General features: G+C 62.6%; 24 protein-coding genes. 7 read left to right on the top strand and 17 right to left on the bottom strand.

Features of this window, described 5'->3' with window-relative positions; translation table 11 throughout:
- The first annotated feature begins 7 nt into the window (after positions 1 to 7).
- Positions 8 to 976, top strand: coding sequence for a zinc-dependent alcohol dehydrogenase family protein (locus tag AF337_RS01880; RefSeq protein ID WP_049730818.1), 969 nt, complete (start codon positions 8 to 10; stop codon positions 974 to 976).
- 21 nt (positions 977 to 997) lie between these two features.
- Here the strand turns inward: AF337_RS01880 and AF337_RS01875 are convergent, their stop codons facing one another.
- Positions 998 to 1,378, bottom strand: coding sequence for a winged helix-turn-helix transcriptional regulator (locus tag AF337_RS01875; RefSeq protein WP_082336727.1), 381 nt, complete (start codon positions 1,376 to 1,378; stop codon positions 998 to 1,000).
- A 119-nt stretch (positions 1,379 to 1,497) separates the two neighbouring features.
- On the opposite strand from AF337_RS01875, the gene AF337_RS01870 reads away from it, so the two are divergent.
- Positions 1,498 to 1,959 (top strand): nuclear transport factor 2 family protein, encoded by a 462-nt coding sequence (locus AF337_RS01870; protein WP_049730817.1) that lies wholly within the window; start codon positions 1,498 to 1,500, stop codon positions 1,957 to 1,959.
- 30 nt (positions 1,960 to 1,989) lie between these two features.
- Here AF337_RS01870 and AF337_RS01865 read toward each other — a convergent pair whose 3' ends face one another.
- From AF337_RS01865 to AF337_RS01850, 4 genes are all read right to left on the bottom strand, one after another.
- Positions 1,990 to 2,478 (bottom strand): response regulator, encoded by a 489-nt coding sequence (locus tag AF337_RS01865; protein WP_049730816.1) that lies wholly within the window; start codon positions 2,476 to 2,478, stop codon positions 1,990 to 1,992.
- Positions 2,479 to 2,546: 68 nt separating this feature from the next.
- A complete protein-coding gene (locus AF337_RS01860) occupies positions 2,547 to 4,499 on the bottom strand; it encodes a sensor histidine kinase (protein WP_049730815.1) in 1,953 nt (650 codons plus the stop codon).
- Positions 4,496 to 5,158 carry a response regulator gene (locus AF337_RS01855; protein ID WP_049730814.1) on the bottom strand — a complete coding sequence of 221 codons (663 nt, stop codon included), beginning with the start codon at positions 5,156 to 5,158 and terminating at the stop codon, positions 4,496 to 4,498. The genes AF337_RS01860 and AF337_RS01855 overlap by 4 nt, the downstream gene beginning before the upstream one ends.
- Positions 5,155 to 6,288, bottom strand: a complete 1,134-nt coding sequence (locus AF337_RS01850; RefSeq protein ID WP_244471156.1) for a sensor histidine kinase — start codon at positions 6,286 to 6,288, stop codon at positions 5,155 to 5,157. Before AF337_RS01850 ends, AF337_RS01855 begins: the two co-directional genes overlap by 4 nt.
- Positions 6,289 to 6,485: 197 nt before the next feature.
- Between AF337_RS01850 and AF337_RS01845 the strand changes: the two genes are divergently transcribed.
- Positions 6,486 to 6,941 carry an SgcJ/EcaC family oxidoreductase gene (locus AF337_RS01845; RefSeq protein ID WP_049730812.1) on the top strand — a complete coding sequence of 152 codons (456 nt, stop codon included), beginning with the start codon at positions 6,486 to 6,488 and terminating at the stop codon, positions 6,939 to 6,941.
- 254 nt (positions 6,942 to 7,195) lie between these two features.
- On the opposite strand, the gene katG is transcribed toward AF337_RS01845, so the two are convergent.
- On the bottom strand, positions 7,196 to 9,382 hold the full coding sequence (katG, locus tag AF337_RS01840; protein ID WP_049730811.1) for a catalase/peroxidase HPI: 2,187 nt from the start codon (positions 9,380 to 9,382) through the stop codon (positions 7,196 to 7,198).
- 141 nt (positions 9,383 to 9,523) lie between these two features.
- Between katG and AF337_RS01835 the strand changes: the two genes are divergently transcribed.
- Positions 9,524 to 10,444, top strand: a complete 921-nt coding sequence (locus AF337_RS01835) for a hydrogen peroxide-inducible genes activator (RefSeq protein WP_049730810.1) — start codon at positions 9,524 to 9,526, stop codon at positions 10,442 to 10,444.
- A gap of 223 nt (positions 10,445 to 10,667) precedes the next feature.
- Here the strand turns inward: AF337_RS01835 and AF337_RS01830 are convergent, their stop codons facing one another.
- The 3 genes from AF337_RS01830 to panC all read right to left on the bottom strand — a co-directional run bounded on the left by AF337_RS01830 (position 10,668) and on the right by panC (position 14,098).
- Positions 10,668 to 12,071: a pilus assembly protein TadG-related protein gene (locus tag AF337_RS01830; RefSeq protein ID WP_244471155.1), complete on the bottom strand. Its 1,404-nt coding sequence runs from the start codon at positions 12,069 to 12,071 to the stop codon at positions 10,668 to 10,670.
- A 306-nt stretch (positions 12,072 to 12,377) separates the two neighbouring features.
- A complete protein-coding gene (gene panB, locus AF337_RS01825) occupies positions 12,378 to 13,199 on the bottom strand; it encodes a 3-methyl-2-oxobutanoate hydroxymethyltransferase (protein WP_049730808.1) in 822 nt (273 codons plus the stop codon).
- A complete protein-coding gene (panC, locus tag AF337_RS01820) occupies positions 13,196 to 14,098 on the bottom strand; it encodes a pantoate--beta-alanine ligase (RefSeq protein WP_049730807.1) in 903 nt (300 codons plus the stop codon). Before panC ends, panB begins: the two co-directional genes overlap by 4 nt.
- A gap of 276 nt (positions 14,099 to 14,374) precedes the next feature.
- Here panC and AF337_RS01815 point away from each other — a divergent pair, with 276 nt between their 5' ends.
- The 3 genes from AF337_RS01815 (at position 14,375) to AF337_RS01805 (ending at position 17,826) form a co-directional block, all read left to right on the top strand.
- Positions 14,375 to 14,848 carry a ProQ/FINO family protein gene (locus AF337_RS01815; RefSeq protein WP_049730806.1) on the top strand — a complete coding sequence of 158 codons (474 nt, stop codon included), beginning with the start codon at positions 14,375 to 14,377 and terminating at the stop codon, positions 14,846 to 14,848.
- 178 nt (positions 14,849 to 15,026) lie between these two features.
- Positions 15,027 to 16,013 (top strand): cytochrome-c peroxidase, encoded by a 987-nt coding sequence (locus AF337_RS01810; protein ID WP_049730805.1) that lies wholly within the window; start codon positions 15,027 to 15,029, stop codon positions 16,011 to 16,013.
- Between the two features lie 10 nt (positions 16,014 to 16,023).
- Positions 16,024 to 17,826 (top strand): methyl-accepting chemotaxis protein, encoded by a 1,803-nt coding sequence (locus AF337_RS01805; RefSeq protein ID WP_049730804.1) that lies wholly within the window; start codon positions 16,024 to 16,026, stop codon positions 17,824 to 17,826.
- Here AF337_RS01805 and repC read toward each other — a convergent pair.
- The 8 genes from repC to AF337_RS01765 all read right to left on the bottom strand — a co-directional run bounded on the left by repC (position 17,808) and on the right by AF337_RS01765 (position 26,859).
- A complete protein-coding gene (repC, locus tag AF337_RS01800) occupies positions 17,808 to 19,139 on the bottom strand; it encodes a plasmid replication protein RepC (protein WP_082336726.1) in 1,332 nt (443 codons plus the stop codon). The two genes, AF337_RS01805 and repC, sit on opposite strands and share 19 nt — an antisense overlap.
- Positions 19,140 to 19,361: 222 nt before the next feature.
- The gene (gene repB, locus AF337_RS01795; RefSeq protein WP_049730803.1) at positions 19,362 to 20,327 is read right to left on the bottom strand and encodes a plasmid partitioning protein RepB; all 966 of its coding nucleotides are present in this window, start codon (positions 20,325 to 20,327) and stop codon (positions 19,362 to 19,364) included.
- Positions 20,328 to 20,395: 68 nt separating this feature from the next.
- A complete protein-coding gene (gene repA, locus AF337_RS01790; RefSeq protein ID WP_049730802.1) occupies positions 20,396 to 21,604 on the bottom strand; it encodes a plasmid partitioning protein RepA in 1,209 nt (402 codons plus the stop codon).
- A 232-nt stretch (positions 21,605 to 21,836) separates the two neighbouring features.
- The gene (locus tag AF337_RS01785) at positions 21,837 to 22,898 is read right to left on the bottom strand and encodes an ABC transporter ATP-binding protein (protein ID WP_049730801.1); all 1,062 of its coding nucleotides are present in this window, start codon (positions 22,896 to 22,898) and stop codon (positions 21,837 to 21,839) included.
- 22 nt (positions 22,899 to 22,920) lie between these two features.
- Positions 22,921 to 23,775: a sugar phosphate isomerase/epimerase family protein gene (locus AF337_RS01780; RefSeq protein ID WP_049730800.1), complete on the bottom strand. Its 855-nt coding sequence runs from the start codon at positions 23,773 to 23,775 to the stop codon at positions 22,921 to 22,923.
- Positions 23,776 to 23,810: 35 nt separating this feature from the next.
- The gene (locus AF337_RS01775) at positions 23,811 to 25,049 is read right to left on the bottom strand and encodes an ROK family transcriptional regulator (RefSeq protein WP_049730829.1); all 1,239 of its coding nucleotides are present in this window, start codon (positions 25,047 to 25,049) and stop codon (positions 23,811 to 23,813) included.
- Positions 25,050 to 25,090: 41 nt separating this feature from the next.
- Positions 25,091 to 25,933 (bottom strand): carbohydrate ABC transporter permease, encoded by an 843-nt coding sequence (locus AF337_RS01770; RefSeq protein WP_049730799.1) that lies wholly within the window; start codon positions 25,931 to 25,933, stop codon positions 25,091 to 25,093.
- Positions 25,930 to 26,859, bottom strand: a complete 930-nt coding sequence (locus tag AF337_RS01765) for a carbohydrate ABC transporter permease (RefSeq protein WP_049730798.1) — start codon at positions 26,857 to 26,859, stop codon at positions 25,930 to 25,932. Before AF337_RS01765 ends, AF337_RS01770 begins: the two co-directional genes overlap by 4 nt.
- Positions 26,860 to 26,999: the final 140 nt, after the last annotated feature.

Here is a 26,999-nt window from a genome sequence, read left to right as displayed (position 1 = left end):
GGATGCAATGCAATATCAGGCGGTCGTGCGAAAATTCGGTCCGGCCCAGGAGGTCGTCGTGACCGAGCGGGCCGAACTGCCGGCGCTGCGGTCCGACCAGGTGCGCGTGCGGCTGCTCGCGCGGTCGATCAATCCCTCCGACATCATCACCATATCGGGTGCCTATGCCGGCCGCATGACCCTGCCCTTCATTCCCGGTTTCGAAGCCTGCGGCGTCGTTGAAGCCTGCGGTGAAGAGGTTTACGGGCTTGCGCCGGGCACCCGCGTTTTGCCGGTCCGCAGCGCCGGCGGATGGCAGGAATTCAAGGATACCGATCCCAGCTGGTGCCTTCGTGTTCCGGAAACACTGTCGGATTTCGAGGCGGCGACGAGCTATGTCAACCCGATGACGGCCTGGCTGATGCTGCACAAGAAGATCGGGCTGAGACCCGGCATGCGCATCGCCGTCAATGCGGCCGCCTCTTCGATTGGATCGATCCTGATCGGCCTGGCAAATGCCGTCGGCGTCGAACCGGTGGCGATCGTCCGCAGCGAGGGGTCGGTCGCTCGTCTCAGCGGCCGGCTCGAGGCCGTCATCGTCGACAGGGCGGACGGCGATCTGACAGCGGGGCTTGCCGGCCGGCATGGGCTGGACGCGGTGCTCGACTGCGTCGGCGGCACGCACGCCGGCCTCCTCGCCGCTGCGCTCAAATCCGGCGGCCATTTCGTCCATTACGGTCTGCTTTCCGGACAAAGCATCCAGCCTTCCTTCTGGGCCTCCCATCCCGACATCGTCTTTTCCTATTTCCACCTGCGCGAATGGGTTCATTCCGAAGCCATGGGGGATGTCCAGCGCGCCTATTGCGAAGTGGCGGCGCAGATCGCCCAGAAGGTCATCGCGACCGAGGTGCGTGAGGTCTTTCCACTGGAGAGGATTGGCGAGGCGCTGCACTCCGCCCTTCCCTTCCGGGCGGGCGGCAAGGTGCTGCTCGCCTGACGGACGCCCGCCCTCCTCGCCCTAGACAGTTTCGTGCCGCAGCCGTGCGCGGATAATCTCGGGGTGGTTCTGCTCGGCCCATCCGACCAGGGCTTTCATCGGGATCAGGAAGGATCGCCCCAGCTCCGTCAGCTCGTATTCCACGCGGGGCGGGACTTCGGGATAGACGGTGCGCCTGATATAGCCGTCCTGCTCGAGATGCCGCAGTGTCTTGGAGAGCATCTGTTTGGAAATGTCGCCGATCTCGCGCAGCAGCTCGTTGAAGCGCTTCTTGTCGGTTTCCAGCGCTTTGAGTGTCAGCAGGCTCCATTGATCGCCGATGCGATCAAGCACGCCTCTGATCGGGCATCCCGCCCCCGACCGATCGGTTTCTTCAGGCACGGCGTCCCTCCTTCCGGTCATCGCCGGCTGACCTTGCCACCAAAAACTGCCTTCTTGCCCGATATGCAGCGGTTTCATAGATCACGCCGCGTGGGCCTTTTTTAGACTGGATCGCCGATCCATACCAAAGGAGTTTGATGATGACATTCGGGAAATCGCTTTTCGCACTGGTCATTTTGGCCGGCATTGCCGCACCTTCAGGTGTGTTTGCCGGCTCGCGGGATGTGCAGGTCGAGGAGGCCAACCGCAAGCTGGTCGTTGAATTTTACGACCGGTTTTTCAACAAGCACGATATTGAGGCCGCCTCGATTGTCGCGGACGACTACCGGCAGCACAATCCCAGGGTCCCCGATGGGAAGAAGTCTTTCGTTTCCTTCTTCACCGGCTTTTTCAAGAACAACGATCAGTCGAGGAACGAGATCATGCGCAGTTCCGCCGATGGCGATCTCGTTTGGCTGCATGTGCATTCGACCAACGGTGCCGGCGATCGCGGTCGGGCGATCGTCGATATTTTCCGGGTCGCGGACGGCAAGATCGTCGAGCACTGGGATGTGATCCAGCCTGTTCCGGAAGAGGCTGCCAACAAGAACACCATGTTCTGATCGACGTTCTGAATTCAATGGGGTCGGCTTTTAGCCGGCCCCATTCTCGGCGGAATCGGCCCACGGACGTTCCGATTTCGGCGTCGCCAGCCCGTGTTTGGCAAGCTCCAGCGTCAGGATGCGGGTTTCTAGAAGGTTGAAGATCCGCAGGACAGCCTCGATCGCGTCGAAGGGTTTGGTCAGAAAATCCTTGGCGCCGAGCGAAAGCGCGCGCCTGCGCGTCGGCAGGGTCGCATCGGCGGTCAGAACCAGGATCGGCAGGTAGCTGTTTTCGGGAATGAGCCTTGCGAAGGTTTCCAGCAGGGCGAAGCCGTCGAGATCGGGCATCATCAGGTCGAGAAGCACGAGATCGACCGAATGCTCGCGGAAGAGCCTCAGCGCCTCGCGCGGCTCGGTGGTGCTGATCAGCGCCGTGAAACCCTCGCGCTTGAGAATGCGCTCCAGCAGCGAAACATTGGCCGGCTCGTCATCGACGATCAGGATCGTCGAGGCTCGCACGATATCGGTGGAATCTGTCATGGACCAAACTACGTCGAAAACGATGCCGAGTTCATAGCAAGCGGTGCGGCCAAATCAAAGATGACGCCTCAGGGCGAGCTTTCGACGGCAAGGCCGCGCTCTTCCATCGCCACCGGCGCGCGCGGCAGATCGACATGGAAGGTGGCGCCGCCTTCCCCGTTGCTGAAGCCGAGCGTGCCGCCCATGGCGTCGATCAGATGTTTCGACAGTGCAAGCCCGAGGCCCGTCCCCTCCTGGTTGATCCGCTCGGCCCCCAGCCGGTCGAACGGGGTGAACAGGCGGGCGGCGCGGTCGGCCGGGATGCCGGGGCCTGTATCGCTGACTTCGATCCGAATGCGATCTCCCATCGCGCGGTGGCTGACGATCACGCTTCCCTGATGACGATTATATTTCACTGCGTTGGAGAGGAGGTTCAGGAACACCTGCAGCAGGCGCCGCCGGTCGGCGAGCACGAACTGACCCGGTTCGGCCGGCGCGGTGACCTCGATCCGGATCTGCTGCTTGCCGCAGAGCGGCCTTGCCAGCGATACCGCTTCGTCTATCACCTCGGCGACGGGCTGCGGCTCGACCGTGAGATCCATGCGGCCGGCCTCGATTCTGGCCATATCGAGAACCTCGTCGATCAGGCTGAGCAGATGCCGGCCGGCTCTCAAAATCTGCGCGACGCTCTCCCTGGAATCGGCATCGGTCACGTCCATTTCCAGAAGCTGGGCAAAACCGAGAACGGCATTGAGCGGCGTGCGCAGCTCGTGGCTCATGCGCGACAGGAACTCGCTCTTGGCGTTGCTGGCACGGATCGCATCCTCGCGGGCGGCAAGCAGAGCCTCCTCGAATTGCTTGCGCTCTGTAATGTCGCGGGTAATCTTGGAAAAGCCGCGCAGCCGGCCCGTGTCATCATGCAGCGCGGTGACGACGACGTGCGACCAGAAACGCGACCCGTCCTTGCGCAGGCGCCAGCCTTCCGCCTCGGTGCGTCCATCGCGGGCCGCCTTGGAAAGCTCTTCTGCCGGAAATGTGTCCCTGCTTTGGGTGGGGTAGAAGCGGGAAAAATGCTGGCCGACGATGTCCTCGGCGCCGTAGCCGGTGATCCGCTCGGCGCCGGCATTCCAGCTCACCACCTGCCCATGCGGATCGAGCCCGAAGATGCCGTAGTCGCTGACACCCTCGACCAGCTGGCGGAAGCGTTCCTCGCTCTCGGTCAGATCGGCCTCGCGCTTTTTTAAGAGGACGCTCGCATCTTCGAGCGCCTGTTCGAGGCTGCCGAGTTCATCGCGGAAAGGATCGGCCACCGTGACGACCTCGCCTTGCGACAAGAGATGCGCCTGGGCTTTCAATGCGTGCACGCGGCGCACGATGCTTGCTGAAAACAGGAAGACGGCGACGAGCGCGCCGGCAAAACCGAGGAAGCCGGCTGATATCATCAGGCTGCGGGACAGGGAGCGAACCCGGTCGGCGGCCTGTGTCCTGGCGTGAAGGAGATCGGCCTCACGCCGGTTCATCACGTCGATCTCCTGTCTCAGCACGTCGAGGACCTGCTTGCCCTCGATGAGCCTGGCGGCAAGATCCTCGCGCCCGCCGGCGCGCAGGATGTCGGCCTGTTTCAGCAGCTGCAGACGATCGACTTTGGCGTCGACCAGGGCGCGGATGCGTTCGAGGCGGCTTTTCTGCTCCTCATCCCGCAAGCGCCGGCCGACTTCGTCGAGCACCACGGGCAGCCTGTCTTCGGCCCGGTTGAAGGGATCGAGAAAATCGGGTCTGCCGGTCAGGAGATAACCCCGCATCGCGGTCGCCGCTTCGGCGATCAGCGCGTGGATCTCCTGAATGCCCGACTGGATCTCCAGCGTCACGCGCACCTGATCCTCGGCGATCCGGCTCTGCCGGTCGGCGACGAAGACCGAGGCGAGAGCCGCCAAGAGCAGCGCCAGCGGCACCATGATGATGACGATGCCTTTCGCCCGCAGCGGAAGGTCGGCGAAGCGCAGTGCCCGCCGGCCGGCAGTTGCCGACATTGTCCCGGTCATGGCTGCTCTTCCCCGGAGGTTTCGACGAGCCCGCCGCGCACGGCCATGACGGCGGCCTGCGTCCGGTCACCGGCGCCGAGCTTGCCGATGATGCGTTCGACATGGATCTTGACGGTGCCGGGCGAGATCTTCAGCGCCCTGCCGATCTCTTTGTTGGTCAGGCCTCCGGCCACTTTCGTCAGCACCTCGCGCTCGCGCACCGTCAGTGTTTCCAGGCCGCTATTGTTGGTCTGCGGCTTGGTGGCGGCGCGCTTCAAGAGCCTCGCGACCAGCGGGCCGTCGAAGAAGGCGTCGCCCGCGAGCACGCGGCGGATCGTGCGCAGAATGTCGTCGCGGCTGGCGTCCTTCAGCAGATAGCCGGTGGCGCCGGCCTCGATCGCCGCTTCCAGATAATCGAGACTGTCATGCATGGTGATGATCATCACCCGCGTTTCCGGCGACACGCGGCGGATCTCCCTGGTGGCGGCGAGGCCGTCCATGCGCGGCATGCGGATGTCGAGCAGTGCCAGATCCGGCTTGCGGGCAGCGCAAGCGTCCACCGCTTCCACGCCGTCGCGCACATCGAAGGCGACATGGAAATCGTCCTGGCCGCCGATCATGGCAATCAGCCCGGCGCGGGCGATGTCATGATCGTCGGCAACGAGAATGGATGCGGTCATCCCGATATCGTCTCCTGCTGAAGGGGTGCGAAGGCGCGGACATAGGTGCCGCCTGAAGCTCCAGCGCCGATCTCGATGCGGCCGCCGAGCAGCGCCAGCCGCTCGCGCATGCCGACGATGCCGAGCCGCGCTCCCCGCTCCTGAATCCGGGGCGCTTCCCCGATGCCCTTTCCATCATCGATCACTTCGAGATGGGCGTCACCCGCGCTGTCCTCGAACAGGCGCACGATGAGCCGGCGCGCCTCGGCATGCTTGATCACATTGGTGATCGCTTCCTGCGCGACGCGGTAGAAGATGATCCCGGTCGATGCCGGCCAGCGGTCGGCGCCGGCATCGAGATCGGCGATCACCTCCATGCCGTCGATCGCATCGAGGCGGGTGCGCAGCGCCGCTGCGACGCCGAGATCATCGAGCTCGGGCGGGCGAAGATCGGCGATAGCCGCGCGAAGATCGGCGACGGAATGGCGCGCGAGTGCGGCAAGCTGGTCGATCTCCGGCTTCAGCGCATGCGCCTCGCCGATGCGGGCGGCGAGGTCCTGCAGGCGATAGCTGAGACCGGCGGCAAGCTGCGCCGAGCCGTCATGCAGGTCGAGCGCCACCCGCTGCCGCTCCTGCTCCTGCGCCTGGATCAGCTGTGCGACAAGGGCCGCGAGCTCGCTGCGCTGCCGTTGGAGATCGCCGAGCAGCGCCTGCTTTTCCGCCGCCTGACGTTCGAGATTGCAGGCGTCGGCGAGCTGGCTCGCCACCACCTCCAAGGTTTGCCGGTCGTCGGCCTCGACGGCGCGCCCTCTCGACGGGCCGATGAGCGTCAGATGGAGAGCGGAACCATCCTGCGAGGCAAACAGGATGCCGTCGCTTTCCGGGCTCCTCGATTGCCCGACGGTCAGCTGCATGGGCGCCTCTCCCCGTAGGGACGGAAAGACGAGCCTCGCAAGCGATGCTCCGGCGAAATCGGCAAGCCGGGACAGAACCTCCGGGGCGGCCGTTTCGAATGTTTGTGCATCGAGCAGATCTCGCGCTTCGATGATGAAACGCAGCCGTGCCGCCCGCGCTTCCGCCGCTCGGTAAAGGGCTCTCATCTCCGCGACATCAGGCGAATGCGCCGTATCTGTGTTATGCTCCAGGCCCAAGGGGACTGCTCCTGAAATGAATGACGCGTTGAACGCGCCCGGCACGATAGTCATTCCGGTGGGAATGTCATCTATGCCGTTCGGCAGACCGGATCGGAGCCACCCGGCAGATGGGGCGGCAGCGCCGGCCGCTTAGATATTGGTCATGCGGTCGACCGAAGCGATATCCGCCGGAACCGCCAGATAGGAAGCCAAATATGCGTACCATCATTGCTGCCGCCCTTGTCGTCGGTTTCGTTCAGGTCCAGTCGGCTGCGGCGGCCGAAACGGAGACTTGCGCGCCGGTGAGCGAAGAGCAGGTCGCCAAGCTCTTCGACCGCTGGAACGCCTCGCTCGCAACGCTGAGCCCCCAGGAAGTCGCCAAGAATTACAGCGAAGACTCGGTGCTGCTGGCGACGCTCGCGAACAAGCCGCGCCTGACCCAGGAAGAGCGGATCGACTATTTCACGCACTTCCTGGAAAAGGAGCCCAAGGGCCACATCGACAGCCGTGACATCAAGCTCGGCTGCAACTGGGCCGTCGATACCGGCACCTACACCTTCACCCTGAAGGATGGCTCGAAGGTTCCCGCCCGCTATACCTACACCTACGAATTCAAGGACGGGAACTGGCTGATCACCTCGCACCACTCCTCGATGATGCCGGAGAAGTAAAGGTCCGACCGATCCGGCAGGAAGACCCCGTGTCCACCCCACACGGGGTCTTCCGCTGTCGACCGCGTATTCGTAATGCTCGGGCTCGGGCCAGTGCCTCAAGCGTCTGCAGGTGGCGCCCCGCTCTCCCTCATTCCTGTGCTCGTCACAGGAATGAGGGAGGAGAAGTAATGCCTTGGAAACGCAAGGCATTCCGATAGAGACGAAAATGCCCGGGCGCAGCCGAAGCTGCGCCCGGGCGAAATGCTGGCCGATCAGACGAGATCGAAGCGGTCGGCGTTCATGACCTTGGTCCAGGCGGCGACGAAGTCCTTGACGAACTTCTCCTTGGCGTCGGCCTGGCCGTAGACTTCGGCGAAGGCGCGCAGCTGCGAGTGCGAGCCGAAGATCAGGTCGACGCGGGTGCCGGTCCACTTGGCAGCACCCGTCTTGCGGTCGCGGCCTTCATAGACGCCGTTCTTGCCGGCGGCAGGAACCCACTGCGTGCCCATGTCGAGCAGATTGACGAAGAAGTCGTTCGTCAGCGTTTCTGGACGTGAGGTGAAGACGCCGTGCTCGGGCGCACCTGCCTTCAGCACGCGCAGGCCGCCGACGAGAACGGTCATCTCGGGGCCGGTCAGCGTCAGCAACTGGGCGCGGTCGACGAGCGCTTCCTCAGGCTTCATGAACTGCAGGCGCTTGCCGTTCACGTAGTTGCGGAAGCCGTCGATCCGCGGCTCGAGCGCCGCGAAGGAATGCGCGTCGGTCTGTGCCTCGGAGGCGTCCGTGCGGCCCGGCGTGAACGGCACGCTGACGGTGTTGCCGCCTGATGCCGCTGCCTTTTCGACGCCGGCTGCACCGGCAAGCACGATCAGGTCGGCGAGCGAGATCTTCTTGCCCCCGGTCTGGCCGGCGTTGAAGTCCTTCTGGAGGCCTTCGAGAACGCCGAGCACCTTGGCGAGCTGGGCCGGCTGGTTGGCGTCCCAGTCCTTCTGCGGCGCAAGGCGGATGCGCGCGCCATTGGCGCCGCCGCGCTTGTCGGAGCCGCGGAAGGTCGAGGCGGAAGCCCAGGCTGTGGAGATCAGTTCCTGCACGCTAAGGCCGGTGGCGAGAACCTTGGCCTTCAGCTCGGCAATGTCCTTGTCGTCGACGAGGGGATGGTCGACGGCCGGGATCACGTCCTGCCAGATCAGGTCTTCGGCGGGAACTTCCGGGCCGAGGTAGCGCACCTTAGGGCCCATGTCGCGGTGGGTCAGCTTGAACCAGGCGCGGGCGAAAGCGTCGGCGAACTCAGTCGGATTTTCGAGGAAGCGGCGCGAGATCTTCTCGTAGACCGGGTCGAAACGCAGCGCCAGGTCACTCGTCAGCATGGTCGGCAGATGCTTCTTGCCGGCGTCGTAGGCATCCGGAATGGAGGCTTCGGCGTTCTTGGCCTGCCACTGCTTCGCGCCGGCCGGGCTCGTTGTCAGCTCCCATTCGAAGGCGAAGAGGTTTTCGAAGAAATAGTTGCTCCACTTGGTCGGCGTCTGCGACCAGGTGACTTCGAGGCCGGCGGTGATCGCGTCCTTGCCGACGCCGGTGCCGAACGAGCTCTTCCAGCCGAGGCCCTGGTCCTCGATCGCGCCGCCTTCCGGCTCGGCGCCGATCAGCGACGGATCGCCGGCGCCATGCGTCTTGCCGAAGGTGTGGCCGCCGGCGATCAGCGCCACGGTCTCTTCGTCGTTCATCGCCATGCGGGCGAAGGTTTCGCGGATATCGCGGGCCGAAGACAATGGATCGGAATTGCCGTTCGGACCTTCCGGGTTGACGTAGATGAGGCCCATCTGCACGGCGCCGAGCGGCTCTGCCAGTTCGCGTTCGCCGCTGTAGCGCTCGTCGCCGAGCCAGGTGCCCTCGGGACCCCAGTAGAGCTCTTCCGGCTCCCAGACGTCGGCGCGGCCGCCGGCAAAGCCGAAGGTCTTGAAGCCCATGGATTCCAAGGCGACGTTGCCGGTGAGGATCAGAAGGTCGGCCCAGGAGATGCGGTTGCCGTATTTCTGCTTGATCGGCCACAGCAGGCGGCGGGCCTTGTCGAGATTGGCGTTGTCAGGCCAGCTGTTGAGCGGCGCAAACCGCTGCTGGCCCTGGCCGGCGCCGCCGCGACCGTCGGTGATGCGGTAGGTGCCGGCGCTGTGCCAGGCCATGCGGATGAACAGGCCGCCGTAATGGCCGAAGTCCGCCGGCCACCAATCCTGCGAATCGGTCATCAGCGCGGTGAGATCCTGCTTCAGCGCGTCGAGATCGAGTTTCTTGAACTCCTCGGCATAGTCGAAGGCCTGGCCGAGCGGATCAGCGCGGCCGGAATTGTGATGAAGAATCTGCACGTTCAGCTGGTTCGGCCACCAGTCACGGTTCGTCCGTGCCGTCGGAGCCTTGTGATGTGCAACAGGACATTTGCCTGCGCTGTCAGTGGGGTTGTCCATGATTGTCTCCTTCATTGCTTGATCTGTCTGCCGTTCAAAAGTCGAGCCGAGTGGGCGTCCCGCTCTCCCTTGCTGTCTTCATATCGGAAGCATATGATAATTTTAAGTTGGATTTACTGATTGCTGCGATAAGCTGAACTTATGAAGAACCTGACCCTCAAACAGCTGCGTTATTTTGAAGCCCTGGCAAGGGATGGCCGCTTCCGGCGCGCGGCCGACGCCTGCGCGATTTCCCAGCCGGCCCTCTCCATGCAGATCAAAGAACTTGAGCAGGAGTTGGGCAGCGAGCTTTTCGAGCGCAGCGCGCGCGAGGTGAAGCTGACGGCCTTCGGCCAGACCTTCGCTCTCAGGGTCCGCGAGATCCTGCGCGCCGTGGACGAGCTGGGGGAATTGGCGCGGGCCTCACGCGATTCCTTCCTGACGCGGCTGCGCATCGGCATCATCCCGACGATCGCCCCCTATCTGCTTCCGGTCATCATAAACGATCTGAACAAAAGTTTCGCCGGCATTCAGATCGAAGTGCGCGAGACGCAGACGGCAAAGCTGGTTCAGGAGCTGGCGCAAGGCCAGCTGGATACGGCGATCGTCGCGCTGCCGGTGTCGGAACCGTCGCTGACCGAGCTCGAACTCTTCAAGGAGGAGTTCGTGCTGGTGCGGCGGCCCGAAGACGAGGGCAAGCCGGTGCCCGAACGCGAGGCGCTGCGCGAAATGCGGTTGCTGCTGCTCGAAGAAGGCCACTGCTTCCGCGATCAGGCGCTGTCGTTCTGCAAGATCGGGCCGGCGCGCCCGCGCGAAGTGATGGAAGGCAGCTCGCTCTCCACCCTGGTCCAGATGGTCAGCGCAGGGATCGGCATCACCTTGATCCCGGAGATGGCGGTTCCGATCGAAACACGCTCGGCGCAGGTTTCGATCTCCCGCTTCCCGTCTCCGCAGCCGTCGCGAACGATCGGCATGGTCTGGCGCAATTCGACGCCGATGGCCAAGCAGCTACTGCAGGTTTCCGAGGCGGTTCGCCGCTCGGCGGAGGCGATGCGAGGGCAGTATGCTGGGGGTGATGGATGATGGGTTTTGTTTGTAACGAAGACCCCTCCCCAACCCCTCCCCACAAGGGGGAGGGACTTAATCTGCGGCCCAGGCGGAGACCAAAAGGCGAGGACTTGCTCGCCGCGACCGTTCAACGGATTGCTATAGTCGAGGCTACGTGAAACGGTGCGGCACATTAGCCCCTCCCCTTGTGGGGAGGGGTTGGGGAGGGGTCTTGAGCCGCAAGCGTCAGCCTCCGCGATTACTGCGTGAGCCGTAACGTATCCCCGCGAATGGCAGCGGCGATCGTCTCGTAGACGGTCTTGATGGTGGCCGGCGATGCGGTGAAAAAATGTGCGGAATTGGTGGCGCAGTTGCGAATGTTCACCACATCGGCATCGCTGCTATAAGACAGCGTATAGATTTCGATGCCGCTCTTCTTCATCGCCGAGCATGCGGCCTGCATCGCGGAGGTGGCCACCTTGTTGCAGGCTGACGATGGCGATTGAGAGCAGATCCAATCGAACTTGCCGCTTGGGTCATATTTCGTGTTCATCTCGCCGTCGGTCATGAACACCATGACTTTCTGCACGGAATCGGATGCGACCGCCGGCGAGGACTTGTCTCCCCACACGCCCTTCCATTTCGGCGACAAGGTGTACCATCCCGCGACCACGCCGGCGTCCAGGCGGGTGGAGCCTTCGGATGTCAGCTGGGTCACGACGTTTTTCAGATAGGTGAAGTCGCCGGTCAGCGGCGTGATCGGCGGCGGACAGAAACTGGTTCCCGATTTGGGATTGGCGTCCATGGCGACGAAGGCGGCTGTGCTCGGCGGCGCATCGCTCATGCCGTCAGTACCGATCGCGCCGGCATCCTTGACATCGACATCCGCGCGGGGCTCGATGCAACCCATCCAGTAGTAATTTGTGGACGTGGACATAACCGGCGTAACGCCGTCGATCCAATAACCGAGCTTATAGCTGGAGGAAGTGTAGACGGATTTCGGATCGGTCCAGCGTTTGGGAACCGCCGCTGCTCCATTATACGATTGAAGCCAGGCCGTATTTCCCATGCCGATGTTGACGCGGCTGGAAAAAGGCACGACCGAGATTTTGGTTTTGTCGACGAGCGCGGCGTTGGATGAGAAGGCCTGCAGAAAGCCGGCGACCGCGGTTTGCATCGGTGCGAAACGGTTCTCCTCGATCATCGAACTCGACACGTCGAGAACCAGCGCGATCTCCAATTGCTTCACCCCCGGCAAGGCCGCGCAGGACCTGATACTGATCGGAACGGACTGGATATTGGCCACTTGCATGAAGGTGGTGGGGACGGCGTCCGCGACGTCGAGGCATAGTTCCGCTTCATCGCTCGACACTTCCGGTTTGCCGGCAACGGCTGTCTTGGGCGCTCCATTCGCCGACAGGAAGGCGTTGACCGTGTTCGAGATGTTCGCCTCCGGCATCCCATGCTTATATTTCGATGCCGCCGCGAGCACCGCGGAATCCGCGGCCGACTGCAAATCTATTCGATCGTTGTAAGCTCTGATGAAATCGATGGAGGCGCCGACCGCGAGAAGCAGAGGCACCGCGACCAAAATGAAGATGATTGCGACGGCTCCGTCGCGATTCTCGGTCAGGCGGGAAAGGGAAAAGAAACGGCGTGTCATATGGATCGGCTCAAAATATCTTTGGTTTTCTCATGTCCTCCCGAGGCAGGGCTACGGCGGCACCGTTAACGACCAGGAAATGCCGGGCCGTGCGGGAACGATAGGGGGAATTTTCTGGCGCGAATCGTATAGACCGCTCTAATTCTGGATATCTTTGCGCTGATCGACGCGCATCATCGCCTTCGCCGGGAAGGCTTCGAGTGGGTGGCGTCACCCCGCCGGGCTCTCAAAACGAGCATCGGACCCGCTCTGTGGCGCGTATCGATCGACGCGCCGGCCGCATGCATCCGGGCCCAGCCCCTCGCCTTAAGGGCGCCGCTTGAACGTATGCTCGGCTGCCGGAAATTTTCGCGACCGGACTTCGTCGGCATAGGCTGCGGCAGCCGCTGCGATCCTCTTGCCGAGCTCGTCGTAACGCTTGACGAAACGCGGGGTGAAATCGTTGAAGAGCCCCAGAATGTCGTCCGACACCAGAACCTGGCCGTCGCAGGCCGAAGAGGCGCCGATACCGATGGTCGGTATGTGCATGGCTGAAGTCACCTCCCGGGCAAGCGGCTCCACTGTGCCTTCGATGACGGCCGCAAAGGCGCCCGAGCCGCCGATGGCATGCGCGTCGCGCCGGATCTTCGACGTCTCGTGTTCCGAGTGGCCGACGGAACGATAGCCTCCGGCGGTATGAACCTGCTGCGGCATCAGGCCGATATGCCCCATGACCGGGACGCCTCGCTTCGTCAGAAAGGCGATGGTCTCGGCCATCTCCTCGCCGCCCTCCAGCTTGACGGCATCGCAGCCGGTTTCCTGCAGGATGCGGACGGCATTGCGGAAGGCAATCTCTTTCGATTCCTGATAACTGCCGAATGGCATGTCGACGACGACGCAGGCCTTGGAGACACCGCGCATGACAGCCTTGCCATGGGCGATCATCATGTCGAGCGTGACGCCGATGGTGGTCTCCATGCCGTAGAGTACCATGCCGAGCGAATCCCCGACCAGCAGCAGGTCGCAATGCTCATCGAGCAAGCGCGCCATCGGCGTCGTATAGGCGGTCAGGCAGACGATCGGCTTGCCACCCTTCATGGCGCAGATGCGCGTCGGCGTCAGGCGTTTTTGAAATCCGGTGGCGCTCATTTCGTCACTCCCTTTCCCGGCTTGCCCTTCCCGCCGATAACCCCGGCAATCCGGTTGTTGCGGACCACCCGGTTGTCGAGCAGCCGCGTCGAGCCGAACCGAACGAAAAGCGCCACGACGACAGGGTCATCGATCGAGCTGACCGGCTCAAGCGTCGAAGCGTCTCTGACGGCGACGACTTCAGGCTTTGCCAGAGGTTCGCGACCGAGGAATTCCGTGAGCTTGACTTCCAATTTCTTGGCATCCGTCAGGCCGTCGGCAACCAGGCGCTCGGCCTCGTCGAGGGTCCGCGGGACGATCGCTGCGGCACGCCGCTCCTCAGCATTGAGATAGACATTGCGCGACGACAATGCGAGGCCGTCACCGTCCCTGACCGTCGGCACCGATATCACCCGCACCGGCACAGCCAGATCATCCACCATGCGTTTGATGATGACGACCTGCTGGTAGTCCTTTTCGCCGAAATAGGCGGTCTGCGGCTGCACGATGTTGAAAAGCTTGTTGACGACGGTGGCGACACCGGCAAAGTGTCCGGGCCGAACCGCCCCTTCGAGCTCGTGCCCGAGATCGGGAACGTCGACCACGGTCAGCATCGGCCGGGGATACATATCCTCGACGCCGGGCGAAAAAAGGAAATTGACTCCGGCCTGCTTCAGCATGGCTGCGTCGCGTTCCAGATCGCGCGGATATTTGCTCAGGTCTTCGGCCGGGCCGAACTGCAGCGGATTGACGAAAATCGAGACGACGACGATGTCGTTCTCGGCCCGGGCGCGCGTGACGAGTTCCATATGGCCGGCATGAAGATATCCCATCGTCGGCACGAGGCCGACGGTGCGCCCCTGCCGCTTCAGCGCATCGAGCGTGTGGCGCAGCTCGTCAATGCTCGAGAAAACCCGCATATATCCTCCCCGCGGCCGGTCACTCCATCTTGGGCGCGGATAAGGACTGTAATCGATGCTGGAGGTCAATGCATATTCTGCGATAAAAACGATTAGATGGAGCGGCATGCCGAAGGCCGGGTGATATCAGCCCGGGAAAAGGCGATTTCGCCACGGAGTTCCCGCACCGCTTGCGAGCGGCTTGCAGCCGGACCGCCGATGTGCGACTTCCATTGCTCGCCCTGTCCGTCAAGATACCATCACAGTCGGTCGCTATGGACGTTACATGGAGGACGCATGGACAAGCCCTGGAAGATCAGCCGCGGACCGATTGCGGCAACCGAGCTCGACGTGGAGAAGGCAACCGCGATCAACATGCTGTTGATCCGGCCGGTCGCCGTGCTCCCGGCCAAAGCGGGAGATCCGATCCTTCCCTTTGCCGTCGGCCTTTTCAGCGAACTCCGTCCGCTCCTGAAGCCTGACGCCGGCGTGACGACGCTGCGGCGGGCGACCGCCGCCTATGTCCACTGCCGGCGCTACTATTTCGCCAGCGCCCAGCCCGATTCCATGCGCCATGACCTTGCCGGCGAACCCGTCGAACCGCTGTCGCCCGAAGACCGGCTCGTCGCGCAAAAGCGCTTCTTGAGCCTGAAGCAGAGCACCGGCAAGGCTGAAGTGCTCGAGCAGCCCGCACCGGCTCCCCCACCCCTGCTGAGCAAAAGCGAACAGATCCGCGCGGCCCTTCTCGGTAAAAGGAACGCCGTCAGCTAGATTCGCATAGTGCTGGATCGAGGAATAGAGCGCCGCTTGTTCGGCGGTCTGTAAACGATCGCCATGTCGACTCATCAAAACCTTCGTGTAGTCCTCAGGTATATTTTGCTTTACAGAGCATTAATGGAATTGCGCTAATTTTAGCACCAACCAGAACCGGTTTGGACTTGCTAGAACGATGCGTTTCCTGATTGCAGCTTCCCTCTTCGCATTGGCCGCGGTCCAGCCCGGCGCGGCCGCCGACCTTACCGCCTATAAACGGCCGCTGACGGTTCCTTTCCAGGGAGTGACGGCCTATTCCCCGCAATTGGCGACGCTCGGCAAGATGCTGTTCTTCGACCCCCGGCTTTCCGGCAACAAGAACATGACCTGCGCCAGCTGTCATAACCCGTCCTTCGGCTTCGAGACGCCCGTGAAGACGCCGATCGGCGCGGCCAATACCGCGCTCGGGCGCCAGGCGCCGACGGTTCTGAACGTTGCCTGGGTCACGCCCTTCTTCTGGGACGGCCGCGCGCCGAACCTGGAGGAGCAGGCGGCAGGCCCGATCACCGCTGCCGCCGAGATGAACGGCAAGCTCGACGATGCCGTGAGCGAAATGCAGGACATACCCGATTACAAGAAGTGGTTCGGCGAGGTCTTCCCCGACAAGGGCATCAGCAAGGAGACGCTGCTGACGGCGATCGCCACCTATGAGCGGACGGTGGTTTCCAACTGGTCGCCCTTCGACCGCTGGGTGGATGGCGACGAGAAAGCGGTCTCCGACAGCGCCAAGCGCGGCTTCGAGCTGTTCACCGGCACGGCCGGCTGTTCCGCCTGCCATTCGGGCTGGAATTTCACCGACAACAAGTTCCATGACATCGGCCTGCCGAGTGATGATATCGGCCGCTACAAGATCGACGCGAGCAGCCCTGGGAATAAATACGCCTTCAAGACACCTGGCCTGCGCAACACGCTCTACCGCGGTCCCTATATGCACGACGGCAGCCTGAAGAGCATGGACGAGGTGATCGTCCATTACGAAAGCGGCGGCGTCAGTCGCCCGTCGCTCGATCCTGACATGTCGCCCTTCCTGCTGACGGAAGAGGAGACCAAGGATCTGATCGCCTTTCTGGGAACGTTGACCGCCGAAAAGCAAGACATCCCCTTGCCGACGCTGCCGAACTGAGGTGCAGGCAATGAAATTCTCCATCCGCATGCAGATTCTCATCCCCATGGTGGCCACCATCGTCGTCGGCTTCGGCAGCGCATTCCTGATCGGCTACCAGGCAATCACCGGCCAGACCCGGGTCGCCGCGGTGGTGCAGGAGGCGGTGAACGCCAAGCTGGTCTCCGCGCATATCGAACAGCAGTTCAGACAGGCCACGTCAGTCGTCGACCGGGTGCTGTCGATGACCAATTTCGTGCCGGCGACCGAGGTCAAGGCCGAGTTCGACGCAACCGACGGCGCGCTCTCGCAATCGCTCGATGAGCTTGGCCGCATCGATCTCGCAGCTTCGCTGACCGAAGGCGTACGATCACTCGGCCAGGCGCATGAAGTCTGGGAAAAGGATGTCAGGATCAGTCTCGGCCTGCAGCAGGCTGACGAGGTTCCGACGGACGAAAAGCTGGCGCGGTCGCAGCAGGCGATCCTGAGCGGGATTAGCGCCGTCAACGCCATCGTCGATAAGATCGCGACGGAGAGTGTGGCCGACGCCGGCAGCGCGCTGGAGACGAAGATCGAAATCGAATTGGCCTTAGCGGGCCTTGCGGCGATCATCGGCCTCGGCATTCTGATCGCCATCGCCCGGCATGTGTCGCGCCCGATCCAGCGCATCACCCAATCCATGCAGGCGCTCGCAGGCGGCGAAACCGACAAGGCGATCCCCTATGCCGGGCGCCGCGACGAGATCGGCCTGATGGCCGGTTCGGTGGAAGTCTTCCGTCAGAATGCCATCGCCCGAACCCGGCTCGAAACTGAGGCCGAGGAGAACCGGCGGCTGGCGGAAGCAAACCGGCTGGCGGATCAGGAGCAGGCGGAGGCCAGCGCGGCCGAGCGGCTGACGGTCGCCACGTCGGGGCTGGCGGCTGGGTTGAAGCGGCTCGCGGAGGGCGACCTCGCTTTCAAGCTCTCGGAGCGGTTCGCGCCGGAGTTCGAACCGCTCCGACATGATTTCAACGCCTCCGTCGAGCAGCTTGGCGGCACGCTGCTTTCCGTCTCCGAAAGTGTATCGATCATCAATTCCGGCACCCGTGAGATCAGCAACGGCTCCAACGAACTCTCCGGCCGCACCGAGCGGCAGGCGGCGACGCTCGAACAGACCGCTGCGGCGCTGAGCGCCGTCACCGCCAAGGTGTCGGAAGCCTCCAAGATCGCCGATGAGGCTCGCGGTGTCGCCGACAGCGCCAATCGCAGCGCCGTGGCTTCAGGCAAGGTGGTGGCCCAGACGGTCGAGGCCATGGGCCAGATCGAAGAATCGTCCAAGCAGATCAACAATATCATCGCCGTCATCGACCAGATTGCCTTCCAGACCAACCTCCTGGCGCTCAATGCCGGCGTCGAGGCGGCCCGGGCCGGCGAGGCCGGCAAGGGTTTCGCCGTCGTTGCCCAGGAAGTGCGCGAACTGGCGCAACGCTCGGCCCAGGCAGCCAAGGAGATCAAGGAGTTGATCGGGCGGTCGTCCGCCAAGGTCAGCACCGGTGTCGAACTGGTCAGCCAGACCGGCGCCGCCCTTGGCGACATCGGCCGCTTCATCGTCGATATCAACCGGTTCATGGAAGCACTGGCAGGCGCGGCGCGCGAGCAGTCGACCAACCTGTCGGAAGTCAATGCGGCCATGCACCAGCTCGACCAGGTGACCCAGCAGAATGCCGCGATGGTGGAGGAAACCACGGCGGCCAGCGTGACGCTGGCCGGCGAGGCCGAACGCCTGCGCGAACTGGTCACCCAGTTCGAACTGGGCAGGGCCTCCGGCACGGGGATCTATCGCGACGCGGCGTGAGCGGCGCTCTGTTCCCGACTTCGGGTCGACGCGCCAACCGGCTGACACAACGAGTCCTGCGACCGCAACAGCGCCATCAGCATAGGACCGAGTGCAAATTCGCCGCGTTCGGCGCGTCGCGTCAGGTCCCTGAGATAGCCGCCAGCGGAGTTGATGCGCCCTCCCCGCTGCAGAATGCAGGCCATGACGGCGGCGGCGTTCTCGGGTCCCATCACCCTCGCCGCTTCCTCATAGGCCGATGCGCTGACGGCCAGCATCGAGCGCACGACCATCGCCGCCATCATCAGGTCCCGCCAGCTGGCGACCGCCCCGCCTGGCCCGTAGTCGATAATATCGGGGCAGGCCTGGAGAACCGTGCCGAGCGGGACGGATTTCAATCCTCCGGCATTTGTCCGGGCAGTGGCCGGCGATCCCTCCCCGTCCTTGCCGGCCATTTTTGGCTCGCGCCTTTCCAGTCCTGCCCTCGGCTGGTGATGCCGGTTCGCCTCCTGCCTCGCTTCCAAGCCCGGTTCAGATTCAGATATGGATTCGGGATTCGAATTCTGTATGTGGTGCTCAATTCGGGATTCATTGGTGCTCGATAATTGATTTTTATCTTGTGATTCCAATGTATTGATGATGTCGCGGCGCACTGTCTCGAGCTCTTCCAGGATCGGCGCGAGGTTTTCGGGCGTTGCCACCCTCGGGATGTGCTCCAGCAGCGCATGAAACATCGAAGAGATGCGCTCCCAGTCGCCGGGAAGTGCTTCCTCGATGGCGGCGGAGATGAGCTTGGCGATATCGCGCCGGCAGATCGTCAGCCGCTCTTTCATTGCGCGCAGCATCTGCCTGGCGGCGGCAATGCGGGCGGCGATCGTTTCGATCTCGGTGGCGCGGGCAAGAAGCGGCGCCAGGCTGAAGCCATAGACCTCGTCGACGCCGCCTTCCCTGTTGCGGCGGATATAGCGCTTGCCGTTCGGACTGTCCTTGCGGGAGATAAGTCCGGCCTCGACGAGACCGGCGAGATGCCGGCGCAATGTCGCGGCCGCCATGCCGCGTGCCCTGAGGCAAAGCTGCATGTTCGAGGGAAAGACGACCAGTCCTTTTTCGCCGGACAGCTCGTCGTCGGGAAAAAATGTCAGCAGCGCATCGAGCACCGTCAGCGCCCGATCGCTGACGCCGAGACCCGCCCGGGCCTCGCAGACCGATCTGAACAGCTTCCACTTGTTGCGCCGCGTCCCCGCCTCGATCGCTTCGCCGCGCCGCTGTTTCAGCAGCATGCCAAGCGTCATCGGCCGCCGCCCGAAGGGCGTCGTCACAGATTCACTCTCCATTTCCTTCACCTTCAATCAGGCAAAAGAAATCCGCTCACCGAAACGATGCGAGGAGAAAAGTGCTGCAGCGTCTTTTACGTGTCTGAAAAGGCACGCGCGGCGTTGCCGGACTCTTGACTGGGATTCGTGAAAATGCGATTCTCTGTCTTGCTTAAGGATAGGAGAAGGGCTTCCACGACTCAGGTCGTTTGGGGGCCTTTTTCTTTTGCGGTTTCAGTCTCCTTATTTGCTCTCCTCGGCGAGGAATTGCTCATAGAGCGCATCCAACCTGCTGGAGAGAAATTCCCCGAAGCGGCCGGCATTCCTCGCCTTCATCGAGAGCGAGAACGCCTTGCCGTCATTCTTCATTTCCGCCTGGACCGCCTTATCTAGCGGCTGCCATTTCACCTTCCTTGCCGCTGCCGTTTTCTTCACCGGCCGCGCGCTTTTGTTCAGCGCCGCATAGAGCGTTTCGAAACGTTTGTCGGAGGGTAACTGATGAAAGCTGTCGTCTTGCAAGACCTGGGCGACACTTGCTGCATTGGCCGATTTGCCGGCGAGCAGCGACAGCTCCACCCAGCGTTCGCGGCCGATGCCGGGTGCTGGGCCGATCGCCTGGACGACCTCCGGCGAGATGCGATCCATCACCGAAATCATCTTCGAGATCGACGCCGCATTGGCGGCAAGGGCTGTTGAAATGACCTCCCTGTCGTAACCGAGTTCTTCCAGCCGCCCGGCGAAGAGCGCCCGCTCGATGAAGGTGAGATCGGCGCGGGCCGAATTCTCCTGGCCCTGGGCGATGACATGGGTGCGGTCGTCGACCACCTTAACGACCGCCCTGACATTGCGGCCGAGCTCGCGGGCGGCACGCAGCCGCCGGTGGCCGAAGACGACTTGATAGTGTCCGTCAATCTTGGTGTGGGGGCGCACCAGAATGGGCGTATCCTGCCCGTGCGCACGGATCGCTTCGACCAGCGCGCGGAATTCCTCGTCATCCTCGGACAGGCGGTCCTTGACGAAGGAGACCTCGACGACATCGGGGTCGAGATCGACGACCGCTTCGCCCTCCAGGAATTTTTCAGCCTGCTTGGCGAGCTCATCCAGTGAGCGGACGAGCGAGCGGCCTGCCCCGCGCATCGGATAGCTCGGCGCGCCTGCATTCTCGTCAGGCATGTCGGCTAGCCCTTCCAGCAGATTCTTTCGTGCCATCACGTCCTCCGATTGCGGTCAATCAATTGATTCGGTTCAAGGAAACAGCGAATTTGTCAGCCGACAAATCACCGCCCCCATGTCCGATGAATAAGCTCGGCGATCTCTGTGTTGACGGCGTCCATCGCCTCCAACGCCCGGTCATAGGTTCCCCGGTTCATCGACGACCGCTCGACCTCATAGAGCGTCTGCTTGGTGATCCCGGCATCCGAGATCGCCGTCGACTTGACCATCTGGTGCTTCAGCATGAATTCGTGGAACATCGTCGACATGAAGCCGACCATCTGCGCCTGCGGCACGTCTGTTGGTTCGTAGCGGGTGATGAGATAGCGATACCAGGAGAGGTTCACTTCGGCGCCGGCTGCACGGATCGGCTTCAGGATGCCGCCGAGCATCAGCAGGAACTGGCCCATCGACATGACGTCGAGCATCTGCGGATGAATGGTGATCAGCACGCTGGTCGCCGCCGTCAGCGCCGTCAGCGTGAGATAGCCGAGTTGCGGCGGGCAATCGATGACGACGACATCATAGCGGTCATCGACCTCGGCGAGCGCCCGCGAAATGCGGGTGAAGAAGGTCTTGCCGTCATTGCTCGACTTATCGGCCATGGCAAGCGGCGTATCGTATTCGTATTCCTGCAGGTCGAGATTGGCCGGCACGATATCGAGGCCGGGAAAATTCGTCTTATGGATGATCTCCGAGAGCTTCTTCTTCTCGCCGTCGTAGCGGATCGCTTCATAAAGCGACGAGGCCTGGTCGAATTCCGGCTGGAAGCCGTGCAGAGATGACAGCGATGCCTGCGGATCGAGATCGACGGCAAGCACGCGGTGGCCGGTCAGCGCCAGATGCTGGGCGAGATGGGCAGCGGTCGTCGTCTTGCCCGAGCCGCCCTTGAAATTGACGACCGCGATGACCTGCAGCTTCTCATGGCTGCGGCGATGGGGAACATACATGCGGCTCTCGGAGCGGCCGTGCGCATCGAGATAGCGGCGCAGCTCCAGCATCTGCTCAGCGCTATAGGAGCGGCGCCCGGAAGGCGAGGTCTGCGGGCAGGGGCCTTTGCCTTCGAGATGCAGCTTCTTCAGCGTGCTTTGCGAGGCGCCGACATAATTGGCGACCTCCGCCAGGGAGAAACTGCGTAGTGTCTTCTTCGCATTGGGTGGAAAGCGCTGCACGCTGAGCAGATGCAGCTTCTTTGAAATCACGTCGCCATGCTCGAGGATCTGATCCTCGAAATGCAACGGCGCCTTGTTCAAGGCGGTCAAATTAGCGTTCATCGGCAGCAATCTTTCGGATAACGATTTTCGGGATCAAAAGTCCTTCTAACCGTTATTATCCGCGATTCTCCGATGCCGGCCAAGAATTTTAAGGTTAACGCATATTAACCTTTTCGGCGTTGGTTCAAGTACTTGGCCGTCTCGTGAAGCGTTAAGAGTTTTCGGGGCCGGGGGCGCGTCTTACGCGCCCCCGGCCGCCACCCGGCCGAAGGGGAGGGGGCATTCGGCGGGCTTACTCGAGCGGGACTTCGCCTGATGTGATCCGCTGCTCGTCGGCGGCAAACAGGTGAACGGCATCATGGGCCGGTGCGATCTTGAGCACGTCGCCGGGGGCGGCCCTGATCCGTTCCCGAAAGACGCAGGTGAGTGTCTGTGTGCCCAACCGAACGATAACAAGCGTTTCCGAACCCGTCGGCTCCACGACGACAGTCGTTACCTCGATGCCGTCGGGATCGAGCCTGATATGCTCAGGCCGAATGCCATAGGTCACGGCGTCGCCCGGGCGGCGCTCACTCGGCAGCAGCAGACCGTCGGCGGTTTTGAACCCGGCTTCCGTCATGCCGCCCCGGATGAAATTCATTGCCGGCGAGCCGATGAAGCCGGCGACGAAAAGATTGTTCGGCCGGTCGTAGAGCTCCAGCGGCGAGCCCGACTGCTCGATCAGACCATCCTTCATGACGACGATCTTGTCGGCCATGGTCATGGCTTCGATCTGGTCGTGGGTGACGTAGATGGTGGTCGTCTGCAGTCGCTGATGCAGTTCCTTGATCTCCGAGCGCATCTGCACCCTGAGTTTGGCGTCGAGGTTCGACAGCGGCTCGTCGAACAGGAAGACGGCCGGGTCGCGTACGATCGCCCGGCCCATGGCGACACGCTGCCTCTGGCCGCCCGACAGTTGTTTCGGATATCTTTCGAGAAGATTTTCGAGGCCGAGGATCTTGGCGGCATTGCCGACCCGCTGGTCGATCTCCGTCCTCGGCATGCGTTTGAGCCGCAGGGAAAAACCCATATTCTTGGCGACCGTCATGTGCGGGTAGAGCGCGTAGTTCTGGAACACCATGGCGATGTCGCGATCCTTGGGCGCGAGCTCGTTGACGATATGCCTACCGATCTGAATCTTCCCCGAGGTGATGCCCTCCAGGCCGGCGATCATCCTGAGCAGCGTGGATTTCCCGCAGCCCGAGGGGCCGACGAGGACGACGAACTCGCCGTCGCCGATATCGACCGATACGCCTTTGATGGCTTTGAACGCGCCGTAATCCTTGCGCGCATTGTTGACCGAAACATGGGCCATGACAGTCCTCCCGAATTCGCCGTCAAAGTCCGTTCAGGACCGTTTTGAGATGATCGAGGCCGAGGCGTTCGCCCTCCTTGCGCGCCGACAGATCCTTGCCGGGCCAGCCGTAAGCAGCGTCCTCGTGCTCGATCGACAGCGTGCCGTCAAAGCCAAAGCCGCGCGCCTGGCGCAGGAAGCGCGGCCAGTCGAGAAGGCCGAGTCCCGGCAGCTTGTATTGCCACCAGCCCTTGCCGTGATAGCCGACAGCCTGCAGGACCTCCTTGTCGATCGCGGTATCCTTGGCGTGCAGAATGGCGATGCGGTCTTTCACCGCCTCCATCGCCCGATAGGGATCGACGCCGATGCGGATGAGGTGCGAGGGATCGAATTCCAGCCCGAAGCGGCGATCTTCGATCCTGCGGAAAAGCTCCTGCCATCCCCTTGGCGTCGTGCCGATGAAATTATCTCTGGGCCCCGGCCAGTTTTCGATCGCGAAGATGAGGCCGGAGGATTGCGTCTCTCCGATCAGCCCGTTCGCGAATTCGGCGAAGTCGTCATAATTGGCATCTTCGCCGGCGCTGTCGTCGCGGCCGGGGAAGATCACGAAGATCGGGACGCCAGCCTCGCCGATCGCCCTGGCAAAATCGGCTGTCCTTGCCCTGAGCTGCCGGCGTTTGTCGCGGTCGGCATCGAGCTGATTGCCGAAATAGGTGATCGAAGAGACGAAGAGATTGCGGCTGCGGGCAAGCGCGACGGCGGCCTCGACCCGATCCGGCGTCTTGATATGGCCGCCGACATCGATTTCGATGGCATCGAACCCCGCCGATGCGGCGAAATCCACCACTTCTTCAAGCGGGCGATCGTTGAATGTCGAGGTGTAAAAGCCGATCTTCATCAAAATCCTCCCATCTTCATCAAAATCCGGCCGTTTCAGCTGTTCAGGCGGTCCATGTTTTTCAGCGGCGAACGTGTGCGTTGAGCCGCATCGGCCGATGCGAGCATGAGGGCCGCCGCCATCGGCATGGCCGCCGCGCCCATGGCCGACGCATCCTCGCCGAGCGAGGCGCGATGCAGCGAGGGCAGGTTGGCGTCCTCGGGGTCGAGATGTTCGTGGACATAACGCAACAGCTCGTCGACGATGCGGATCGGCAGCCGGCCGCCGACGAGGACGGCGTCGGGATCGACGATCAAGCCGATATGCTTGACGGCGACGGCCAGATGCGCGCTCATTTCCTTCAGCCACTGCGAAACCAGGCGCTTGCCATGCGCATCCAGCGTCAGCAGATCGTGCGGGACACTCACCTCGATGTCGTGGCGGGCAAGAAAATCGTAAAGGGAAAACAGCGAGAATATTTCCCCGAGAAGCTGGACCTTATGGGCCTTCTCGTCGCTGCCGTCGGCAATGGGAAGCCAGCCGATTTCGCCGCTGAGGCCCATGGCGCCGCGATGGCCGTTGCCGTCGAGCACGAGACCGCCGCCAGGGCAGGCGTTGATGGCGATATAGAAGAAGCTGCTGCTCTCGGCGCCGAGGCCATAATCGAGTTCGGCAAGGGCTGCGGCATTGGCTTCGTTTTCGATGAAGACGGGATGCTGCGTCAGGTTTTCCAGTGCGGCGCGCACATCGAATGCCGTCCATTCCTGATAGGCCCTGGGCTTGCCGAGCAGGGAGATTTCGCCGAGCCAATCCGGCATCGCCAGGCCGATGCCGGCGAGCCGCGCATCGTCGATCAGCCGGCTGCGCTGGAAATGCGAAATCGCATCCGATGTCAGTTGCAGGAATTCCGCCGGCAGGATGAAGCGCTTTTCGTGGTGCACGCGGGCGCGGACATTGCCGACGGCGTCGACCGCCAGGATCGTCAGGTGGTCGCGATCGATGTTGATGCCGATCGCGAAGCAGGCATCCGGATTGATCTCAAGTTCGATTGCCGGCTGGCCCCTGAGCCCATGCCGCCGGCGGGCTTCCATGATCAGCCCCTCATCCAGCAGCCGATCGACGATGCGGGCGATCGCCGGTTTGGTGAAACCGGTGCGCCTGGCGATTTCGGCGCGCGAAATCGGCGCCTGGCGATGGATGCAGCGCAGGACGACCGCCCTGTTATGCTCGCCGGCATCTTCGACATTGGCGCCGGTCAGATCGGGGGAGGGCCTGGCGCCGAGTGTCTGGTTCATAGGGTCGAATCCTTCATCAATCATCGAGACTGAACCGATCCTCATCCCTTCACCGCGCCGCTGGTCATCGCGCCGAGGATCAGCCTCTGGAGCGACAGGAAGGCCACGATCGCCGGAACGACGGAGATCAGGCAGGCGGCGGCAAGCAACTGAATGGACGAGTCGGTCTGCATGCCGCGGAAGTTAAAGATTCCGACGCCGATCGGCATCAGGTCATTTTTGGTGAGCAGCAGGAAAGGCACCAGGAATTGCGACCAGCCGGCAATGACGGTGATGATGAAGACCGAGGCGATGCCCGGCGCCGACAGGGGCAGGATGATGCGCCAGAAGACCGAGAAGCGGTTGCAGCCGTCGATCATAGCGGCTTCGTCGAGGCTGCGCGGAATGCCGTCGACCGTGCTCTTCAACAGCCAGGTGGCCAGCGGAACGCCGAGCGCGATGTAGACCATGACGACGGCAAAATGGGTGTCGAGCATGCCGAGCCGGTTCATGTAGCGGTAGAGCGGCACCATGATGACAAGCGGCGAGATCATCTGGAAGAGCAGCAGCCCCATCATCGAGAGGCCCTTGCCGCGGAAATTGAAGCGGGAAAAGGCGTAGGCCGCGGGCAGCGCCACGATCAGCACGCCGAAGCCGCTCAAGGCCGCGAGCTTCAGACCGTTCCAGAGATAGATCGGGAAATAGCTGTTGTTGAGCACCGTGATGAAATTGTCGATGGTGGGGTTCTGAGGAATATAGCGCGCCGCGCCGCGGTAGATCTCGCGCTTGTCACGCATCGCCATCGACAGGAGATAGGTGAGGGGGCCGGCGAAAAAGACGAACATCGCCAGCATGAAGAGATAGCTTAGGGCATCGCCGAGCCGTGTTCCGGTCCTCCCGCTCATTGCTCTTCCTCCTTCGGCAGGAATGACGCATAGACGAAGGCAAGCCCGAGGCTGATGATCAGCATCAGCACCGAGAGCACGCTGCCGCCGGAGAGGTCGTAGTTTCTGAAGACGATGTTGAAGACGTAGAGCGAGATAACCTCGGTCGCGCGGCCCGGCCCGCCGCCGGTCAGCGTGATGATCGCGTCGAAAGTGTTCACCGTCTGGATGGTGATCAGGATCATGTTGACGAGGATGGCGGCGCGCAGCTGCGGCAGGGTGACGAAGAAGAACTGCTGCGATGCGGTTGCGCCGTCGACTTCGGCCGCTTCATAGAGCGAGGGATCGATCGCCTTCAGCGCCGCATACATGACGACCATCGAAAAGGCCGTGCCGCGCCAGATGTTGGAGATCAGCGTCGACCATGGCGCGATCGCCGGATCGGAAAGCCAGGCGACGGTCGGCATGTGTATCAGCCTCAGAATGCTGTTCAGCGCGCCGTAAGGCGCTTCGGAAAACAGCATCTGCCAGATGATGCCGCCGGCAATGCCCGGCACGACCCAGGCGACGAGCGCCGTCGTCCTCAGGATGGTGGTGCCGAACAGGCCGCGTTTTTCGCCGCGGATGACCGTGACGGCGACCGCAAGGCCGAGGATCTGCTGGCCGATGACGCTGCCGCCGACGAAGATCAGCGTCGCCCATAAAATGTCCGGCAGCTGCGGCGAGCTCAGCGCATTGACGATCGAGCCCAGCGTATAGTCCTGATTGTCGCCGATCAGCGTCGCATTGGTGAAGGACAGCCGGAAAACGTCGATGACGGGGTAGAGGTAGAATATGCCGATGACGACGATCACGGGCATGATCCAGGGCAGGGGAGCGCCGGCGAAACGGCGCATGAACGTTCTGCTTTGAGGCGGGCTGTCGGCCTCGATGGCAATAGGGCTCATTGGCTTCCCTGTCCTGACTTGGCAAACCCGGCGACGCCTGCGGGCAGGCGGCACCGTTGTCTAAAGTGGCGGAGATAGCTGCCGATGGCTGCCCCTCACCCTAACCCTCTCCCCGTAAACGGGGCGAGGGGACGTGCCCT

Origin of the sequence: Rhizobium ecuadorense, assembly GCF_001187535.1 — a bacterium.
GTDB lineage: Bacteria > Pseudomonadota > Alphaproteobacteria > Rhizobiales > Rhizobiaceae > Rhizobium > Rhizobium ecuadorense.
Note: the sequence above shows the minus strand (reverse complement) of the source record. Positions and strands in the feature narration are given on the sequence as shown.

Bases quoted from the DNA above. Each gene is read 5' to 3' on its own strand.
- katG (WP_049730811.1), bottom strand. From the start codon at position 9,382: ATGGACAACCCCACTGACAGCGCAGGCAAATGTCCTGTTGCACATCAC.
- AF337_RS01815 (WP_049730806.1), top strand. From the start codon at position 14,375: ATGGACAAGCCCTGGAAGATCAGCCGCGGACCGATTGCGGCAACCGAG.
- AF337_RS01870 (WP_049730817.1), top strand. From the start codon at position 1,498: ATGACATTCGGGAAATCGCTTTTCGCACTGGTCATTTTGGCCGGCATT.
- AF337_RS01805 (WP_049730804.1), top strand. From the start codon at position 16,024: ATGAAATTCTCCATCCGCATGCAGATTCTCATCCCCATGGTGGCCACC.
- AF337_RS01810 (WP_049730805.1), top strand. From the start codon at position 15,027: ATGCGTTTCCTGATTGCAGCTTCCCTCTTCGCATTGGCCGCGGTCCAG.
- AF337_RS01875 (WP_082336727.1), bottom strand. From the start codon at position 1,378: ATGACCGGAAGGAGGGACGCCGTGCCTGAAGAAACCGATCGGTCGGGG.
- panB (WP_049730808.1), bottom strand. From the start codon at position 13,199: ATGAGCGCCACCGGATTTCAAAAACGCCTGACGCCGACGCGCATCTGC.
- repB (WP_049730803.1), bottom strand. From the start codon at position 20,327: ATGGCACGAAAGAATCTGCTGGAAGGGCTAGCCGACATGCCTGACGAG.
- AF337_RS01775 (WP_049730829.1), bottom strand. From the start codon at position 25,049: ATGAACCAGACACTCGGCGCCAGGCCCTCCCCCGATCTGACCGGCGCC.
- AF337_RS01855 (WP_049730814.1), bottom strand. From the start codon at position 5,158: ATGACCGCATCCATTCTCGTTGCCGACGATCATGACATCGCCCGCGCC.
- AF337_RS01785 (WP_049730801.1), bottom strand. From the start codon at position 22,898: ATGGCCCATGTTTCGGTCAACAATGCGCGCAAGGATTACGGCGCGTTC.
- panC (WP_049730807.1), bottom strand. From the start codon at position 14,098: ATGCGGGTTTTCTCGAGCATTGACGAGCTGCGCCACACGCTCGATGCG.
- repC (WP_082336726.1), bottom strand. From the start codon at position 19,139: ATGGAGAGTGAATCTGTGACGACGCCCTTCGGGCGGCGGCCGATGACG.
- AF337_RS01835 (WP_049730810.1), top strand. From the start codon at position 9,524: ATGAAGAACCTGACCCTCAAACAGCTGCGTTATTTTGAAGCCCTGGCA.
- AF337_RS01770 (WP_049730799.1), bottom strand. From the start codon at position 25,933: ATGAGCGGGAGGACCGGAACACGGCTCGGCGATGCCCTAAGCTATCTC.
- AF337_RS01845 (WP_049730812.1), top strand. From the start codon at position 6,486: ATGCGTACCATCATTGCTGCCGCCCTTGTCGTCGGTTTCGTTCAGGTC.
- AF337_RS01780 (WP_049730800.1), bottom strand. From the start codon at position 23,775: ATGAAGATCGGCTTTTACACCTCGACATTCAACGATCGCCCGCTTGAA.
- AF337_RS01860 (WP_049730815.1), bottom strand. From the start codon at position 4,499: ATGACCGGGACAATGTCGGCAACTGCCGGCCGGCGGGCACTGCGCTTC.
- AF337_RS01765 (WP_049730798.1), bottom strand. From the start codon at position 26,859: ATGAGCCCTATTGCCATCGAGGCCGACAGCCCGCCTCAAAGCAGAACG.
- repA (WP_049730802.1), bottom strand. From the start codon at position 21,604: ATGAACGCTAATTTGACCGCCTTGAACAAGGCGCCGTTGCATTTCGAG.
- AF337_RS01865 (WP_049730816.1), bottom strand. From the start codon at position 2,478: ATGACAGATTCCACCGATATCGTGCGAGCCTCGACGATCCTGATCGTC.
- AF337_RS01880 (WP_049730818.1), top strand. From the start codon at position 8: ATGCAATATCAGGCGGTCGTGCGAAAATTCGGTCCGGCCCAGGAGGTC.
- AF337_RS01830 (WP_244471155.1), bottom strand. From the start codon at position 12,071: ATGACACGCCGTTTCTTTTCCCTTTCCCGCCTGACCGAGAATCGCGAC.